Origin of the sequence: Acinetobacter celticus (assembly GCF_001707755.1) — a bacterium.
GTDB classification, from domain to species: domain Bacteria; phylum Pseudomonadota; class Gammaproteobacteria; order Pseudomonadales; family Moraxellaceae; genus Acinetobacter; species Acinetobacter celticus.
Genome location: NZ_MBDL01000009.1, coordinates 371,278 through 388,126 on the forward strand (window position 1 = coordinate 371,278; position 16,849 = coordinate 388,126).

Consider the following 16,849-nt stretch of genomic DNA (forward strand, 5'->3'; position numbering starts at 1 on the left):
CGCGTCCTTTTCTTAGCCTACAAACAGCATGTCATGATTTGGGTTGTCAAAGAACTCAAGCACTTTACCCCCGCCACGTGTCACACACGTTAAAGGATCTTCAGCAACCACAACAGGCAAACCTGTTTCTTTTGCTAAGAGTTTGTCTAAATTACGTAACAACGCACCACCACCTGTCAACACAATACCGCGTTCTGCAATATCAGATGAAAGTTCAGGCGGTGTTTGCTCTAAAGCAGACTTCACAGCAGAAACAATATTTTGTAATGGATCAGAAATGGCTTGAGTAATTTCATCAGAAGTTACGGTAATTGCACGTGGTACACCTTCTGCAAGGTTACGGCCACGAACTTCAATTTCCAAAGGTTTTGCACCTTCGTCTGGAAGTGCCATGCCTACTTCTTTTTTAATAATTTCAGCAGTGGTTTCACCAATCACACAACCATGTGCTTTACGTACGTAGTTTATAATTTGTTCATCAAATACATCACCACCAATACGCAATGAATCTGCATAGACGCAACCTTGCAATGAAATAATAGCGATTTCAGTTGTACCACCACCAACATCAACCACCATTGAACCGCATGCTTGCTCTACAGGCATGCCAGCACCAATTGCCGCAGCCATTGGTTCTTCAATTAGACGTACATCACGAGCACCAGCATTAAAAACTGCTTCACGGATTGCACGGCGTTCGACTAAAGTCGATTTACAAGGGACACACACCACAACACGTGGTGCAGGCGGAAACAAACGCTTTTCATGTACTTTACCAATAAACTGGTTCAGCATTGTTTCTGTCACTTCAAAATCTGCAATCACGCCATCTTTCATTGGGCGAATTGCAGAAATATTTGCCGGTGTACGACCCAGCATTTGCTTCGCATCAAGACCGACAGCAGAAACAATTTTCTGTGAACCACTGTGACGAATCGCCACAACCGTCGGTTCATTTAATATAATGCCTCGTCCTGGCGCATAAATAAGTGTATTTGCTGTACCTAAATCAATGGCTAGATCAGGCGAAAACAAGCCAATTAGTCGTTTTAAAATCACGGAGACGTTCTCGATTAAACTTTATGTGGGCGCAAGGTGGCAACTTTAACTAAATGTGATGATTTGAACAAGTCAATCGCTTATTATAACGCACGATAATTTGAAATTTTTTAATACTGAATTAGGTAATGTTATGTCTACATCGGATGCACAGCATTCAACAGATCTAAATGCACAAACAGTTTCAGCCATTGCCAATTTGGCAAGATTGTCACTGAGTGAGACGCAATCTGCTGAATATGCTCAAAGTTTAAATAAAATTTTAGGCATGATGGAGACTTTAAAGGGTATCAATACAGATGGTATTGAACCGCTTAAAAGTCCATTCGACAATCCACAGCCATTACGTGAAGATGTGGTGACTGAAGAAAATCATCGTGAGGAATATCAAGCCGTTGCACCTGCAACTCAAGATGGTTTGTACCTTGTCCCACGTGTAATTGAGTAAAAACCACTCAGTTCATCTATTTTCTTAAAATTAAACGTAAAGAATTATTTCCCATGACTGATTTACATCGCTTATCAATTCGTGAAATGACTGAAGGTTTAGCCAGTGCTCAATTTTCTTCACGCGAAATAACTGAACATTATTTGAAACGCATTGAAAAAATCGATGCTCAAGTCAAATCTTATGTCACTGTCACCCCTGAACAAGCTTTAGCCGAAGCTGATGCCGCCGATGCTTTACTGAAAGCAGGTGGCGCAAATGTGCTAACAGGTGTTCCCCTTGCCCATAAAGATATTTTTTGTACCCAAGGCGTTAAAACCACTGCGGGCTCAAAAATTTTAGATAACTTTATCTCTCCATACGATGCAACTGTCGTTGCAAAAGCGAAAGCAGCCGGCCTTGTGACTTTAGGTAAAGTGAACATGGACGAATTCGCGATGGGGTCTACCTCTGAATCGTCTTACTTTGGTGCAACAGCGAACCCTTGGGCGCTAGACCATGTACCGGGTGGTTCATCGGGTGGTTCTGCGGCCGCTGTAGCAGCTGACCTTGCACCCTTTGCAACAGGAACAGATACAGGTGGTTCAATTCGCCAACCGGCCTCTTTTTGTGGCTTAACGGGTCTTAAACCGACTTATGGTCGTGTTTCTCGCTTCGGTATCATCGCGTATGCATCCTCTTTAGACCAAGCAGGCCCTATGGCGCGTTCGGCAGAAGACTGTGCTTACCTGATGAATGCGATGGCTGGACATGATGCCAAAGACTCAACATCGGTCAATAAAGACGTTGATAACTATGTCGCCAACTTAAATGGCACATCAGTCAAAGGTTTACGCATTGGTATTCCAAAACAGTACTTTAATGTTGCTGGTTTAGATGCTGACGTGAAAGCACGTGTTGAAGAATCGCTGAAAAAGTTAGAAGACATGGGCGCGATCTTGGTTGAGATTGATCTCAACATGACGGAAAGCTATGTACCGACTTATTATTTGATTGCTCCAGCAGAAGCCTCTTCTAACCTGTCACGTTATGACGGCGTGCGTTACGGCTACCGCTGTGAAAACCCTGTGGACTTGATGGACTTGTACAAACGTTCACGTTCAGAAGGTTTTGGCCCAGAAGTGCAACGTCGTATCCTGATTGGTACATATGCCTTATCTGCGGGTTACTACGATGCTTACTATGTGAAAGCACAAAAAGTGCGTCGTTTAATTCAACAAGATTTCTTAAAAGCATTTGAAGCTGTGGATGTGATTGCGGCACCGTCTGCGCCAACGACAGCATACAAGATTGGGGCAAATCTTAGCCCAACAGAAATGTACTTAGGTGATATCTACACCCTTGCTGTGAACTTAGCAGGTTTACCTGCCATTAACGCACCAGTTGGTTTTGATAAAGACAACTTACCTGTTGGCTTACAGCTGATTGGTAACTATTGGTCTGAATCTCAATTATTGTCTGTGGTACATCAGTATCAACAAACAACTGATTGGCACACCAAACGCGCTGCAATTGCTGAGGAGAACGCATAATGACCAGTTCACAAAAATCGGCTCAACCAAAATCGAACTTGATTGATGGCTGGGAAGTGGTGATCGGAATTGAGATTCATACTCAGCTTGCGACCAATACCAAAATCTTCTCTGGTTCTTCAACCACTTTTGGTCAAGACCCCAATACCCAAGCCAGCATTGTCGATTTAGCCATGCCGGGTGTGTTGCCAGTATTGAACAAAGAAGTGGTTGATTTGGCCATTCGCTTTGGTTTGGGTATTGATGCCTACATCGATCAAGCATCTGTATTTGCACGTAAAAACTATTTCTACCCAGATTCGCCTAAAGGCTACCAAATTAGCCAAATGGACAATCCAATTGTTGGCTTAGGTCATATCGATATTCAACTGGAAGATGGTTCTATTAAGCGTATTGGTGTCACCCGCGCGCATCTTGAAGAAGATGCGGGTAAATCAATCCATGACCAATTTGAAGGCATGTCAGGCATTGACTTAAACCGTGCAGGTACGCCATTACTTGAAATTGTGTCTGAACCAGATATGCGTTCGGTTGAAGAAGCCGTGGCTTATATTAAGTCAATTCACACGCTTGTGCGTTGGTTAGGCATTTCTGACGGCAACATGGCCGAAGGTTCGTTCCGCTGTGACTGTAACGTGTCTTTACGTCGTCCGGGCAATGAGTTTGGTACACGTTGTGAATTGAAAAACCTCAACTCGTTCCGTTTCATTGAACAAGCGATTAACGTTGAAATTGAACGTCAAATGGATATTTTGGAAGATGGCGGTAAAATCGACCAAGAAACACGTTTATTTGATCCTGTGAAAATGGAAACGCGTTCAATGCGTTCGAAAGAAGAAGCGAACGACTATCGTTACTTCCCAGATCCAGATTTACTACCTGTAATTATTTCTGATGCGCAGATTGAAGTTGCTCGTGCAAAACTTCCTGAATTACCTAAAGCACGTCGTGCGCGTTTTATCGCTGATTTAGCAGTGACTGAGTACGATGCACATGTTCTTACGCTTTCACGCGAAATGGCAGACTTCTATGAAGCTGTTGTGACGGCTTCTGGCGGTGTAGCTCAAGGTAAAGTGGCTGCAAACTGGGTGATGGGTGAATTCTCTGGCGCTTTAAATAAAGCCAGCTTAGAACTTCAAGACTCTCCGGTTTCTGCTGAGAAATTGGGCGGTATGATTGCTCGTATTGTGGACAACACCATCAGCGGTAAAATTGCGAAGCAAGTGTTTGGCTTTATGTGGGATGAAGGTAAAACTGCGGACGAAATTATTGCGGAAAAAGGCTTGAAGCAGGAAACTGATACAGGCGCGATTGAAGCGATTATTAAAGACGTTCTTGCTGCCAACGAGAAGATGGTTGAAGAATTCAAAGCAGGCAAAGAGAAGGCCTTTAATGGTCTTGTCGGCCAAGTGATGAAAGCGTCTAAGGGGAAAGCTAACCCTGCGCAAGTGAATGAGTTGATGAAGAAGTTGATTGGTTGATCTAATCTTTCTTTAAAAGAAAACCCGCTTTAGAGCGGGTTTTCTATAAATTGATCAGGTAAGTATTCAGAATTTACCATTTCATTATAAACACCCAAAGAGTCTACAATTGTAATCACTTGTCCATTATAAAAATCTAGTTGAATATATTTTCTAACATTTTCAGCAAATACATTAAAGCTGTAAACAAAATTGTTATGTTTTCTATACAGTTCATTTATCCAGACAGTATCTCTTTCACTTTGTTCATCAAAATTGCTTACCCATTTTTGTCTCCAAGATTTATCAAGACGATAAAAATTCGAATCCAATCTTACTAAATTCCCGCTGAAATGCTCAGCTAAATCAAGAATAGCTATACCTAATTGAATAATAGAATTATTTAAAGATTCATACACACCTGACAATTGAGTTTTGTTAATCAGTAAATTTGCTTTATAGAAATTATCTAAAGCAGAATCTTGAATTGCATTAGCTATCAAATTCTCACTAGTTCTAACCCAATTTGGAATATCTAGGATTTTAATAAGCTGATCAGCTAGAAATTTATAGATATTTTGGTGTACATTCTGCGAGTCTAACAAAGGAATAATACTAATTTTTTGCTCTGGCTTTAGATCATGAAAAAAGTTTTGTAAATCTTGAGCAAGTATTACTCCTGTCTTATCTAATCCATTCTCAACTCTAATTTCTTCTAAAAGTTTACTAATATGAGGACCAACGCCTTGATATTTATCATTAACAACAAAATAATACTCTTTTAATGGAGCAATTTTATCCCAATATTTTTTTAATTTTATAAAATCAGCTTTTGCTTTATTTAGAACATCCGTACTATTTTTAGTGACATCCTCAGGTGCATATACTTGATAATAAATACCTTCATCTTTTATCCAACCATCGTTTCCACGATCACCAATATTTCCATGTGGTCTTACAGGCTGAAAGCCATTTTTATAAGCCCCCATAATTTTCACAAATAAATCCTCATATCGCTGTGCATTTGCCTCAAGAACACATAGTCTAAAATTCAAATACATTTTCCCTCACCCTAAAAAATTAATTAAATATAACAAATTAAACATACCATTTATTTCTAAGAATACTTATAGTTTAAGGAGTAGTTTTAATTAATCCTTTCAAATATTTCACAAAACTAAACTCCTCAAACAAAAAACAATATGACCATCAAAAAAGTATCTTCTATAAACAAGCTCCAAGACCTAAAATGTATTCAACGGTTAAAGTTCTTATTTATGCGAAGTTTCACCCTCCCTTTCCTTGTGAAGCTTTGCTTCTCACCTTTAATGAAGAGCTAAAACACACCACCTATCTAATTCCCCAAAATCCACTACACTAAACACATTCTATTTTTAAAAATTAACTACTTTAAAAATCAAAGGACAAAAATGAAAACTACCATTCTTACACTTTCTGCGCTTGCTCTACTTAGCACCAACACATTTGCAGAAACCAAACCCAATGTTTCAGCTAAAGAAGCCAGCCAAATCTTTAAGGTCGCAGGCTTTGCAAAAACAAAAAATGGCTGGGAAGGCAACTGCGACACAGGTGAAATTACCACATACAAAGACTTAAATAGTGATGGACTAAAAGACGCGGTCATTTCAGACTACAGCACTATGTGTTATGGCAATACAGGTGTCGGCTACCACATCATTTCTCAGCAAAAAAATGGAACATGGAAAAAAATCTTTGAAAATGCAGGCATTCCGACCTTTCTAAAAACAAAAGGGAAAGACGGCTGGCCTGATATTGAAAATGGCGGCCCTGGATTTTGTTTTGCCGTTTACCGCTGGAATGGTCAAAAATATGATGTAAACCGTTATGAATATAATGGTAAGGCATGTTCATTAAACTAAAAGCTTAGATTTCGCTAAAAAAACCCCTCAATTTTAGAGGGATTTTTTTAAATCACTTCCGAATGACACCCAACTTATTAAACAAATCTGGCGTTAGAAAAGTCATCATCAATTTATTCAAATCCAAATAACGCACCACACCTTTTAACTGCTGTTTCACTTCTGGGTTCTTTAAAATTTCTTCACCAGTAATACTTCCTAACTCTTGAAAACTGTCGCCAACAGCCTGCAAACCTTCAGCCTGAATCACGGCTTTCGCTTGTGCAGAACACTGTTCGACCAATATTCGCTGTAATGTTTGAGCCAACTTTTTATCCAACTGCGTTCTTTGCTCATCTGTAACATTGCTATAGGCTTTCAAGTCTGGATGTACAGACAGCGCTACAAATGTCCATTGTAAAACAGCCGTTTTATCTGTTGCTGTGGTGGACTTCACCAAACAATCACTCAGTTGGTCTACCGTTGGCCCTGCAACTGCAAATTGGGTCGCTCCAAGCAATACAACTGTCATGAATAAAGAACGGCTTATAAGTGGAATTTTTTGACGAAGAACAACAGAGGTATGGTGTGACATAAGAAGCACGCTTAAGCAAAATCAAATTCTTTGTATCACATCTGCTATCCATTCACCTGTTATGACTCTGTAACTTAAAGCCTTATTGCTTGAACCACATAATCATTAATTAACAATTAATATCAAAGTTTTAGTTAAAAAAATCACAACTATGCTTATAAACCATCTGTTAAATATCTCTCTTCAAACAACCTTTTTCACAGTATAATTACCGCAAACATATAATTTTGGTTTTCCAAACCATTTCTGAGTGCAGAATGTCAAAAAATATCGCAACGCTCATTGGCTTTACTGCAATCTTACAATGGTCTTCTATCGTTGGATTACTCAAAACCATCAGTAGCAAGATTGGCGCTGATCTCGCGGTTACATGTATGTACACCTTCAGTGCCATCATTTTATTACTCTTGTTTCGTATCCCCAACTTAAAACAAATTTCTAAATACTATCTTCTTTTTGCCACCAGTTTATTTGTGGTCTATGAACTGTGTTTTTCTTATGCGATTGCGCTTACACAAACACCTGAACAAGCCATCGAAATTAGTTTAGTGGGCTATTTATGGCCAAGCTTAACCATTGCAACTTTAATTATATTTAAAGAACTCAAATTTAATTTTTTAGTGGTGATTGGTCTTGTCATTAGTTTGAGCGGAATTATCCTAATTCAAACAGGTAATGGTGCTTTCAGTTGGGTATCGGTATTACACAATATTCAACAAAACCCGATCAGTTATATTTTAGCGCTACTGGGTGCAAGTTTATGGGCACTGTATTGTGTCATCACCAAAAAATACAGTAATGGTCACAATCCCATTGCACTGTTTTTTCTGGTCGTTGCCGTTGTACTTTGGCTAAAAATGTTCATTTTACATGACATTAAAAGTATGCCGAGCATCGACACAACCACCCTTATTTATATGGCAATTTTATCTACCGTGACTGCATTGGGTTATGCCGCATGGAATATTGGTATTATCAAAGGAAATATAACCATATTAGTGACCCTCTCTTATTTTAGCCCTGTTTTCTCGCCCTTCATTTCTATGCTGATTTTACAGACCAGTTTATCTAGCAATTTTTGGAGCGGTACTATTTTAGTCACTTTGGGTTCATTAGTTTGTTGGATCTCAACTAACTGGCAACCCATCAAAGCCAAACTGCTTGCTCTAAAAATGAAATACACCTGTGATTAACCCAATATCATTAAGCAAATTAAAAACATAAAAAGTTCGACTAAAGAAAATAATAAACGCCTTAAAACTAAAAGTTTATTGTGCTATTTTTAAGCTAAAAGATCATATAAATCACATCAAAATAAAGGAACATACATGTCAAAACAAATCTTAATGCTCGTCGGTGATTATGTCGAAGACTATGAAGTCATGGTGCCTTTTCAGTTCCTCACCGGTTTAGGCTATACCGTACACGCCGTTTGCCCAGACAAAAAAGCGGGTGACAGTATTGCAACCGCTATTCATGATTTTGAAGGAGAGCAAACCTATAGTGAAAAACGTGGCCATAACTTTGCCATTAACTACGATTTTAACGCAGTCAACACCCAAGACTATGTGGGTTTAGTCATTCCTGGTGGTCGCGCACCCGAATACTTGCGTATGAACCAACGTGTCATCGACATTGTTCGTGAATTTGATGCGGTGCAAAAACCGATTGCATCTGTTTGTCATGGTGCGCAACTTTTGGCGGCGGCTGACGTCCTTAAAGGTCGTACCTGCTCGGCCTACCCTGCTTGTGCTGTAGAAGTGAAATTAGCTGGCGGGAAATATGCCGATATTGCTGTTACTGAAGCGGTAACAGATGGACACTTAGTGACAGCACCTGCTTGGCCTGCACACCCTGCATGGATGGCGCAATTTGTAAAAGCTTTAGGTGCAACCATTACGCTATAAGTCATATTTTATGGCCTTCTGTGCATCACAATTTCAATGAAGCGCAGAAAGCCATTAAATGATTCATTATGTTTGAATACGACACTACAACATAGCGACATTACTTCATTTGATTCAGCATATGCTTTGCACCTGCATGATTATAATTATTGGATAAATTCTGCAAAATACCCGTCGCCTTTGCTTTAGCATTAGGGACTTGGCGATTATAAGCAGGCACAGACGTTAAACACCGTGCAAGTAAGACTCCAGATTCAGCATATACATTCGAAGCATTAGCACCATGTAATTTGCCATAATTATAAGCACGTTGAGCATTATTACAGGCAGCTGCTCGATTTTCTCCTTTGGCTAAGTCACGACGTGCAGCCACATAATATTGCATTTGTTGTTGCTGTGCGGTCAGTGCAGGTTGAACTGTTCGCTTCACTGGTTCTGCGACAACAGGTTCCTTTTTCTCTTCAGGTTCTTTCACCACAGGTTTAACGACATTATTTTTTGTCGTGGTGACCACTGTCGACTTTTTAGTGGCATTCACACTTGGTGCGTTGTTTTTATAAAAACGTCGCGCTTCTTCTGCACCCATAATTTCAGCTTGTAAGCGTACTGCTCGCGCATCGGCATACTGGGTAGATTTGACTTCAGATACAGGTTCGATGGAAACAATCCAACGTTGGCCATTTTTTTGGATGCACTGATAAGCACCAATTCCCTGCTTCACATTTTGATTATTCGCTAAAATATTTCGATCTTTTACATCGTTAACCAAGTGCAACGTGCTTTTATGTAATAACGAAAAACGACCTGCTTTATCGTGACAATAGTTGCTTAAATATTTCCGCGGATACAACGAATGAGGTTCTGCTTGTTTATTTTTCGCTCCCCATGCGTAGACATATTCTTTAGCCGTACCATTTGATTGATTAATATTTTTCTTAATAATGAAATCTTGCGCACTTGTATACTGCGCTAAGGAATTTGAACTCAAAGTCCCGAGACTATTACAGGCCTGTAGCAATATGCTTAAGCCACCAATCAACACTATTTTTTTAAAATCCACACACTCAGTCTCAACCATGCTGAAAAACAGAACATATACCAAATATCACTAAATCTCAAACTTAAGCGACTGTTTTTCATGTTATTTCAATTCAAAACCACAATACAGTTTAATCATAAACCACCAACTTGATAAACATCTACAATTATTAGCCGAATTACAGCACACTCTTGTTTAAATATAAAAATACAATTTACAAAATATTGTCTTATACAGCACATTTTCAAAGCAATAAAACCCGCAACGTGAATTACGGGCTTTATTCTTTATGAGTCTAAAGTCGATTCAAATGCTTTCAAACGCTTATAAATAGAAAGTAGCTCAATAATGGTTGGCCATGATGCAATTAAATACTGAAAAGACTCACGTACTTTGCCAAAAACATTGGAAATTTGCATCATCAAACCCAGTGTAATGGCACCCGCCGCAATACTTGGGAAAAGAACAAATAAACCATAAATATTGTCTAACTGCATGTACCAAATTCGCACCAAATTAAAATAGGCATAGTGGAAATACAATCTGAAATAGTTAAAGCGCACTTTACTGAACAGCTCCTTTAAAGTTAGCGGATCTGCACGTTCAGGATTATCTTCCCCATAAACCAACTCTTTACGATAAGCAGCTTCTACTTTTTGATTATTAAATTCTAATCCAGGCAATTTATAGCCCACTAACATCAATATACCTGTACCCAATACCGCCCAAGAAATAGCAGCCCAGACCAAAGCATGTGGAATTTCTCCGACAATCGGCAAGTCTTTAACATGAGAGGACAATGAAAATAAAACAGGCATAAATGCCAACAAAGTCATTAATGCCTCAACCAAACTCACGCCTAAGCCTTCCATAGTCTTGGCAAAACGCATGGTATCTTCTTGAATACGTTGCGATGCCCCTTCAATATGACGTAGTTTTTCCCAATTGGCGGTATAATACTCGTTCATTGCGGTGCGCCAGCGAAACACATAATGGCTGACAAAGAATAGGTTAAAGACCGCTGCCGTGACATATACCATCGCCACATATAGAAAAGTCATCACACCACGATAAAGTAAAGTAACATCCCCGCCCCCATGACTAAGCATCTGTTGAATTAGGTCATAAAATGGGTTGTACCATGCATTTACCACAACACTGACCTGCACACCAAACCAAATATTAAATAAGATGAATGCAGAGCCCCACACTGACCATGCCTGCCAAGGGTTTTTCGATTTTATTTTCCAAAAAATAGCAAAAATAGCCGTTGATACAAAAAACCAAATATAAAACCAGATAAATGCAGGCGACCAAAAACGACTGACCCCAATGGCCAATTCAGCAGTGGCATAATTTGGAGGCAAACCCAAGAAAGTTCCCCAACCACTACCACCGCTGTACCAAAGGGCGACATTGACGGCAAACCAAAGTATCAGTGATCCAAAAAAGAATTTTGGATTTGGAAAAAAAGATTTAAACATGCTTGCTACCAATGTCCTTTATTATTGCTTTGAGGAATGTACACTGATCATAAAACTTAAAAATTCTTTTTTCTTTTAAAAATTGAATTTTTTAGAAATTATATTTCTTGCATTCAAAAATCAGCGTAACGGTTTTCAAATCATTTATTATTGTTACGATCTCCTAGAAAGTAATTTTTCTGCTCAGAAAGTCCTCTTCCAAGGTTCAATTGTTACTTAAAATATAAAACAAAATATGGTGCTATCACCATCTAAGCAACAACATCCTTTAAATACATACATTTATTTTCATACCAACCACTAAAATAACATCAGTATTCATACAACACTAATCTCTGCACATTATCCCAGTCATTTTATGAACATCTTGCTAGACTTTTCTGAAGAGAATATGAATTATTTCTTTGTTGAAAAATCCAATAAAATGATCACTATTTGTACTTTTGGTTAAAAAACCATAGAATATGCTAATATTAAACAATAAGTATATTTACTTTAAGGGGAGCGAAATGGAAAAACTAATTGTTGAATTACTTCAACCCATCACACTAAGAAAAGAAAATTGTAGCCCATTGGTGTTTGAATCGGGGACGGTATTAAAAGTCGTCATGCATACACCTGAAGGCTTATTGGTCAGCAATGATGATAACTTTAACTTTATGATTTCCCTCAAAGATCAAGATACCATTTGGCGTGAAATTTAAAGACTAAAGTTGATCAAGCTACATTTAAGTTTTTTGATTCCCCAATAAAATTCAGTTTTTTTAATAATGGCCTTGTATAACAAAGCCATTATTTTTTATTTGAGATTTTTTAAAAAATTGATGTCCTATCAAGTATTATAAAACTTAAAATTATTCTTCATTCCCAGCGTCTTTCAACCAATCAATAAAAGCATCTATTTTTGGCCATTTACGGTCTTTGAGTGAGGCCACATAATAATGCTGATCACAGCGTAGATACATCTCTGGAAATGGCATCACCAATTCGCCAGTTTCGATGTCCTTTTGTACCAACCTTTTTCTGCCCATGGTAATGCCTAAATGATTTTTGGCAGCAATAAGAGCAAGGTCTGAACGATCAAAGCTCATTCCGACAGAACTATCAATATTGACATTAAAATGTATCGCCCAACTATTCCATTCATCCGTTCCAGTACCATTACTCCATGCTTGACAATCGTGTAATAAAGTACACAGAACAAGGTTGTCCAAGTTCCCCATTAAATTAAACTTTGCTGCATACTCTGGGCTACACACTGGAATAATATGTTCATCCATCAAATAGTGATAATCCAATTGAAAGGATGGCTGATTATCAAAATAAATGGCTAAATCAATTCCAGCCCGCTGAAAATTAATATTTTCATTTCCTGTCAAAATGGACAGCTGAATAAATGGATAGCGTTGAATAAAATCAGAAAGTTTAGGAACCAACCAACACTGTGCAATTGAAGGTCTGGCATAAATCGTGAGCGACCCTGCTAATGCCTGATTTTGAATGGCTTTAATTTCAGTATTTAAATGATCTAATGAGGATTGTAAGGCCCAAAAAACACGCTTACCCTCACTGGTTAATTCTACTTTACGGTGCAAGCGTAAAAATAATTTTATATCCAGCTCTTTTTCTAATAAATTAATCTGATGACTGACCGCACTGGGTGTCAAAAACAGTTCTTCTGCGGCTAAAGCGAATGACTCATGTCGAGCAGCAACTTCAAAAGTATACAGTTTTGACAACTGAAAACCTGTCAGGCTTTTATGTGAATTGGTCATTCATTTCCTCTCAGCCTATCGATCATATTATGCATCAGAAAATAAAATTCATTTACGACACAATACAACATTGGACTCAAAATTGATTTAAAGATCAATGCTTATTTCAATCCATTTTTTCAGGTGAATTATTTTAACCTAAACGCAAAATTTCATCATTTGACGCTCTATCTATATTCCACTCAAATAGATTCATAGGAATTTTAGTCATGGAGACGCAAGGTATGGAAGCCAATTTCTGGGATGTCGGTATCTTACTGACCAGTATATGTTTAATCATTTTTACTATTTTAAAATTCAAACTACACCCTTTTTTGGCTTTGCTCCTTGCCAGTTTTTTTGTGGGTGTGGCTATGCAAATGCAACCACTCGAGATGATCAGTGCCATTGAAAATGGTATTGGAAGTACTTTAGGTTTCCTTGCAACAGTCATCGCCCTAGGCACCATTCTGGGTAAAATGATGGAAATTTCTGGGGCAGCCGAACGTATTGCACTCTCCCTGCAACGTTGCAAGTGGCTATCCACAGACATCATTATGGTACTGATTGGCTTACTGTGTGGTATTACCTTATTTGTTGAAGTCGGCGTCGTTTTATTAATTCCTCTTGCCTTTTCCATTGCCAAACACACCAAAACCTCTTTATTTAAATTAGCCATTCCTCTTTGTACGGCATTAATGGCTGTGCATTGCGTGGTTCCCCCTCATCCTGCAGCACTTTATGTCACCAATAAATTAGGCGCAGATGTCGGAACCGTCATTATTTTCGGTCTTATGGTTGGCTTGACAGCAGCTCTGGTTGGTGGCCCACTATTTTTAAAATTACTGGGAAATCGCCTACCATTTAAAACTGTTCCTGAAGAGTTTTCGAATTTAACGCTTAGAGAAGAACATACTTTACCGTCATTAAAAATAACATTATTCACGGTGTTTTTACCGATTGGCCTGATGCTCATTAAGACCATTGCTGAATTGCACTCTAAATCGCAAACAGGTCTTTATCAATTTTTAGACTTTATTGGCAACCCAATCACAGCCATGTTTATTGCAGTATTTGTGGCTTACTACACCTTGGGTTTACGTCGTCACATGAAAATGGCGGCTTTATTAAAAGACACTGAAAACTCTTTTTCATCTATTGCCAATATTCTATTAATTATTGGTGCAGGTGGTGCCTTTAACAGCATTTTAAAAGCCAGTGGCTTAGCCGATTCCATGGCTGTTCTACTTTCACATTTACACATGCATCCAATCTTACTTGCATGGTTAGTTGCCTTGCTTCTACATGCCGCAGTTGGTTCTGCAACAGTAGCTATGATGGGAGCGACTGCGATTGTCGCGCCTATGTTACATCTATACCCTGACATTAGCCCTGAAATTATGGCCATTGCGATTGGTTCAGGTGCGATTGGCTGTACCATCGTGACAGATTCATTATTTTGGTTGGTTAAACAATATTGTGGCGCGACCTTAAGTGAAACCTTCAAATATTACACTTCAGCAACTTTCATTGCCTCACTGATCGCGCTGGGTTGTACCTTCCTATTGTCTAATTTTATTTAAGCTTTTATGAGAACTCTTATGAATTCTGATCAACTCAATCAACTTATTGCGCAACACCCTATTGTTAAGGATCTGATCGAACTGAAAGAAACAGCTTGGTTTAATCCTAATTTCACCACACTTGCAGAAGGTCTACCTTATGTAGGGCTTAACCAGACAGATATTGATGATGCTCGTGACCGCTTAGCACGTTTTGCACCCTACCTCATGGCAGTTTTTCCAGAAACGGCTGCCACTGGCGGTATTATCGAATCTGAACTGGCTGCCATTCCAAACATGCAACAACAGCTTGAACAACATTTTGACCAAGCGATTGGCGGGAAACTTTGGCTGAAAAAAGACAGTCATTTACCTATTTCAGGTTCAATTAAAGCCCGTGGTGGTATTTATGAAGTACTCTGCCATGCTGAAAAACTTGCATTGCAAGCTGGCTTATTAAGCACTTCAGATAACTATGCCAAACTGAATAGTCCTGAATTTAAACAATTCTTTAGTCAATATAGTATTGCTGTCGGTTCTACAGGAAATTTAGGTCTGTCTATTGGTATTATGAGCGCGCAGTTGGGCTTTGATGTGACTGTACATATGTCAGCTGATGCACGTCAATGGAAAAAAGACAAATTACGTTCTCACGGCGTAACAGTGGTTGAATACGTTGAAGATTACGGTGTCGCAGTCGAAGAAGGTCGTAAAGCCGCGCTACAAAATCCAAACTGTTTTTTCATTGATGATGAAAACTCACGAACGCTATTCTTAGGTTACTCTGTTGCCGGACAACGTCTAAAAACCCAACTAGAGCAACTGAACATTGTTGTGGATCAAGCGCATCCTTTATTTGTTTATTTGCCTTGTGGTGTTGGTGGTGGCCCAGGTGGCGTTGCATTTGGTTTAAAAATGGCATTTGGCGATCACGTGCATTGTATTTTTGCCGAGCCTACGCATTCACCATGTATGCTGCTTGGCGTTGCCACAGGTTTGCATGATGAAATTTCAGTACAAGAGATTGGTATAGACAACATCACTGCGGCAGATGGCCTAGCTGTGGGTCGTGCATCTGGATTTGTCGGTCGTGCTATGCAAAGACTGCTTGATGGTTTTTACACACTTGAAGATGAAACCATGTATTTATTACTTGGGATGTTGAATCAGTCTGAACACCTTAAGTTAGAGCCTTCTGCTTTGGCTGGAATGTTAGGCCCAATCATCGTCAATCAACGTCAAGACTATGCAGCGCTGCACCATTTTACTGAGCAACAATTACAAAATGCCAATCATATTGTTTGGGGCACTGGCGGTGGTATGGTTCCTGCTGAAGAAATGGATAAATACTTAGCTAAATCTAAAGCTTAAAATATATTTGCTTTCTAAGACCCTAAAAAATAGATCGCATATAGCAAGACAGAGGAGATTTGATCTCCTCTGTCTTTATGTCATTGACGGTATAGATTATTTTTATAGCTCATTTTTCACTTAACTCAATATTGTAAATTTCAGTATTTAAATTAAACTTTAAACCAAGCCTTTTCCCTCTATTTCTATAGAGTTTTCATAACCTTTTAAAGCGCTGAAGTACCGCTTTTCTTGAATTAAATGCCTTTCAGCAGTCACTTTTCGACCAATATAAATGATGCCTAAAGCCAAAAATAATTTTAAAGATATTCGATTAAGGCATAAGAACAGAATTAATCAAATACAATAGGCTGACTTTTTAAAGAATCCAAAACCATCTATTGCCACTTTACACTTACATCAACCTAAGATTTGCTATTTTTAGTATGCATGATCGATTGTATTTTAATACATATGTATATTTTACTATAGCATTATTGTTTTTCTTCTTTTTCTGAAGATGCTGTATAAATCTGTCTACTGTATTTATGATTAAATTTTTACCATCTGAACAGCTACCAGCGAGTAGTTTTTTGAAGTAGATTCATTTTTTAGAGCGAATCAAATCGATTTTTATATAAAGAATAATTCTTGAAGTTATCATTTGTTAAAATAATATTAGTTATTTTAACATAAAAAAAAATAGGTCTTTACGTCAACAGTTTAAGTACAAAAGCAATTCATCCCCTATAGATAGCTTAGATATTATGTATAAAATA

General features: G+C 38.5%; 15 protein-coding genes. 9 read left to right on the plus strand and 6 right to left on the minus strand.

Translation table 11 applies throughout. The features are described from left to right. Nucleotides 1-12: 12 nt before the first annotated feature. Entirely contained in the window at nucleotides 13-1,059 is a 1,047-nt protein-coding gene (locus BBP83_RS08555) for a rod shape-determining protein (protein WP_068887480.1), read from the minus strand. 133 nt (nucleotides 1,060-1,192) lie between these two features. Between BBP83_RS08555 and gatC the strand changes: the two genes are divergently transcribed. From gatC to gatB, 3 genes are read left to right on the plus strand one after another with little or no spacing between them, the layout of a single operon-like run. Then, nucleotides 1,193-1,507: an Asp-tRNA(Asn)/Glu-tRNA(Gln) amidotransferase subunit GatC gene (gene gatC / locus BBP83_RS08560; RefSeq protein ID WP_068887482.1), complete on the plus strand. Its 315-nt coding sequence runs from the start codon at nucleotides 1,193-1,195 to the stop codon at nucleotides 1,505-1,507. Nucleotides 1,508-1,560: 53 nt separating this feature from the next. Further along, nucleotides 1,561-3,039 (plus strand): Asp-tRNA(Asn)/Glu-tRNA(Gln) amidotransferase subunit GatA, encoded by a 1,479-nt coding sequence (gatA, locus tag BBP83_RS08565; RefSeq protein ID WP_068887484.1) that lies wholly within the window; start codon nucleotides 1,561-1,563, stop codon nucleotides 3,037-3,039. Continuing rightward, nucleotides 3,039-4,520 carry an Asp-tRNA(Asn)/Glu-tRNA(Gln) amidotransferase subunit GatB gene (gene gatB, locus BBP83_RS08570; RefSeq protein ID WP_068887486.1) on the plus strand — a complete coding sequence of 494 codons (1,482 nt, stop codon included), beginning with the start codon at nucleotides 3,039-3,041 and terminating at the stop codon, nucleotides 4,518-4,520. Before gatA ends, gatB begins: the two co-directional genes overlap by 1 nt. 29 nt (nucleotides 4,521-4,549) lie before the next feature. Here the strand turns inward: gatB and BBP83_RS08575 are convergent, their stop codons facing one another. Next, nucleotides 4,550-5,560: a hypothetical protein gene (locus BBP83_RS08575; protein WP_068887488.1), complete on the minus strand. Its 1,011-nt coding sequence runs from the start codon at nucleotides 5,558-5,560 to the stop codon at nucleotides 4,550-4,552. A gap of 369 nt (nucleotides 5,561-5,929) precedes the next feature. Here BBP83_RS08575 and BBP83_RS08580 point away from each other — a divergent pair, with 369 nt between their 5' ends. Further along, nucleotides 5,930-6,400 (plus strand): hypothetical protein, encoded by a 471-nt coding sequence (locus BBP83_RS08580; protein ID WP_068887490.1) that lies wholly within the window; start codon nucleotides 5,930-5,932, stop codon nucleotides 6,398-6,400. Nucleotides 6,401-6,452: 52 nt separating this feature from the next. Here BBP83_RS08580 and BBP83_RS08585 read toward each other — a convergent pair whose 3' ends face one another. Further along, nucleotides 6,453-6,974: a hypothetical protein gene (locus BBP83_RS08585; RefSeq protein ID WP_068887492.1), complete on the minus strand. Its 522-nt coding sequence runs from the start codon at nucleotides 6,972-6,974 to the stop codon at nucleotides 6,453-6,455. A gap of 257 nt (nucleotides 6,975-7,231) precedes the next feature. Here BBP83_RS08585 and yddG point away from each other — a divergent pair, with 257 nt between their 5' ends. Together yddG and BBP83_RS08595 are read left to right on the plus strand one after the other, a co-directional pair. Further along, nucleotides 7,232-8,167, plus strand: coding sequence for an aromatic amino acid DMT transporter YddG (gene yddG / locus BBP83_RS08590; RefSeq protein ID WP_068887494.1), 936 nt, complete (start codon nucleotides 7,232-7,234; stop codon nucleotides 8,165-8,167). Nucleotides 8,168-8,302: 135 nt separating this feature from the next. Beyond that, nucleotides 8,303-8,881, plus strand: a complete 579-nt coding sequence (locus tag BBP83_RS08595) for a DJ-1/PfpI family protein (RefSeq protein WP_068887496.1) — start codon at nucleotides 8,303-8,305, stop codon at nucleotides 8,879-8,881. A gap of 100 nt (nucleotides 8,882-8,981) precedes the next feature. Here the strand turns inward: BBP83_RS08595 and BBP83_RS08600 are convergent, their stop codons facing one another. Then, a complete protein-coding gene (locus BBP83_RS08600; RefSeq protein ID WP_342669289.1) occupies nucleotides 8,982-9,941 on the minus strand; it encodes a hypothetical protein in 960 nt (319 codons plus the stop codon). Nucleotides 9,942-10,207: 266 nt separating this feature from the next. Next, nucleotides 10,208-11,404 carry a peptide antibiotic transporter SbmA gene (gene sbmA / locus BBP83_RS08605; protein WP_068887499.1) on the minus strand — a complete coding sequence of 399 codons (1,197 nt, stop codon included), beginning with the start codon at nucleotides 11,402-11,404 and terminating at the stop codon, nucleotides 10,208-10,210. 509 nt (nucleotides 11,405-11,913) lie between these two features. On the opposite strand from sbmA, the gene BBP83_RS08610 reads away from it, so the two are divergent. After that, nucleotides 11,914-12,108 carry a hypothetical protein gene (locus BBP83_RS08610; RefSeq protein ID WP_068887501.1) on the plus strand — a complete coding sequence of 65 codons (195 nt, stop codon included), beginning with the start codon at nucleotides 11,914-11,916 and terminating at the stop codon, nucleotides 12,106-12,108. Between the two features lie 150 nt (nucleotides 12,109-12,258). On the opposite strand, the gene dsdC is transcribed toward BBP83_RS08610, so the two are convergent. Further along, nucleotides 12,259-13,179, minus strand: a complete 921-nt coding sequence (gene dsdC, locus BBP83_RS08615) for a DNA-binding transcriptional regulator DsdC (RefSeq protein ID WP_068887503.1) — start codon at nucleotides 13,177-13,179, stop codon at nucleotides 12,259-12,261. A gap of 209 nt (nucleotides 13,180-13,388) precedes the next feature. Here dsdC and dsdX point away from each other — a divergent pair, with 209 nt between their 5' ends. Beyond that, nucleotides 13,389-14,741 (plus strand): D-serine transporter DsdX, encoded by a 1,353-nt coding sequence (gene dsdX, locus BBP83_RS08620; RefSeq protein WP_245669721.1) that lies wholly within the window; start codon nucleotides 13,389-13,391, stop codon nucleotides 14,739-14,741. A gap of 18 nt (nucleotides 14,742-14,759) precedes the next feature. Further along, nucleotides 14,760-16,091: a D-serine ammonia-lyase gene (gene dsdA / locus BBP83_RS08625; RefSeq protein WP_068887505.1), complete on the plus strand. Its 1,332-nt coding sequence runs from the start codon at nucleotides 14,760-14,762 to the stop codon at nucleotides 16,089-16,091. Nucleotides 16,092-16,849: the final 758 nt, after the last annotated feature.

Coding starts and splice junctions, on each gene's coding strand:
- yddG (WP_068887494.1), top strand. CDS start 7,232: ATGTCAAAAAATATCGCAACGCTCATTGGCTTTACTGCAATCTTACAA.
- sbmA (WP_068887499.1), bottom strand. CDS start 11,404: ATGTTTAAATCTTTTTTTCCAAATCCAAAATTCTTTTTTGGATCACTG.
- gatC (WP_068887482.1), top strand. CDS start 1,193: ATGTCTACATCGGATGCACAGCATTCAACAGATCTAAATGCACAAACA.
- BBP83_RS08595 (WP_068887496.1), top strand. CDS start 8,303: ATGTCAAAACAAATCTTAATGCTCGTCGGTGATTATGTCGAAGACTAT.
- dsdX (WP_245669721.1), top strand. CDS start 13,389: ATGGAGACGCAAGGTATGGAAGCCAATTTCTGGGATGTCGGTATCTTA.
- dsdC (WP_068887503.1), bottom strand. CDS start 13,179: ATGACCAATTCACATAAAAGCCTGACAGGTTTTCAGTTGTCAAAACTG.
- BBP83_RS08585 (WP_068887492.1), bottom strand. CDS start 6,974: ATGTCACACCATACCTCTGTTGTTCTTCGTCAAAAAATTCCACTTATA.
- BBP83_RS08610 (WP_068887501.1), top strand. CDS start 11,914: ATGGAAAAACTAATTGTTGAATTACTTCAACCCATCACACTAAGAAAA.
- BBP83_RS08575 (WP_068887488.1), bottom strand. CDS start 5,560: ATGTATTTGAATTTTAGACTATGTGTTCTTGAGGCAAATGCACAGCGA.
- dsdA (WP_068887505.1), top strand. CDS start 14,760: ATGAATTCTGATCAACTCAATCAACTTATTGCGCAACACCCTATTGTT.
- gatB (WP_068887486.1), top strand. CDS start 3,039: ATGACCAGTTCACAAAAATCGGCTCAACCAAAATCGAACTTGATTGAT.
- gatA (WP_068887484.1), top strand. CDS start 1,561: ATGACTGATTTACATCGCTTATCAATTCGTGAAATGACTGAAGGTTTA.
- BBP83_RS08580 (WP_068887490.1), top strand. CDS start 5,930: ATGAAAACTACCATTCTTACACTTTCTGCGCTTGCTCTACTTAGCACC.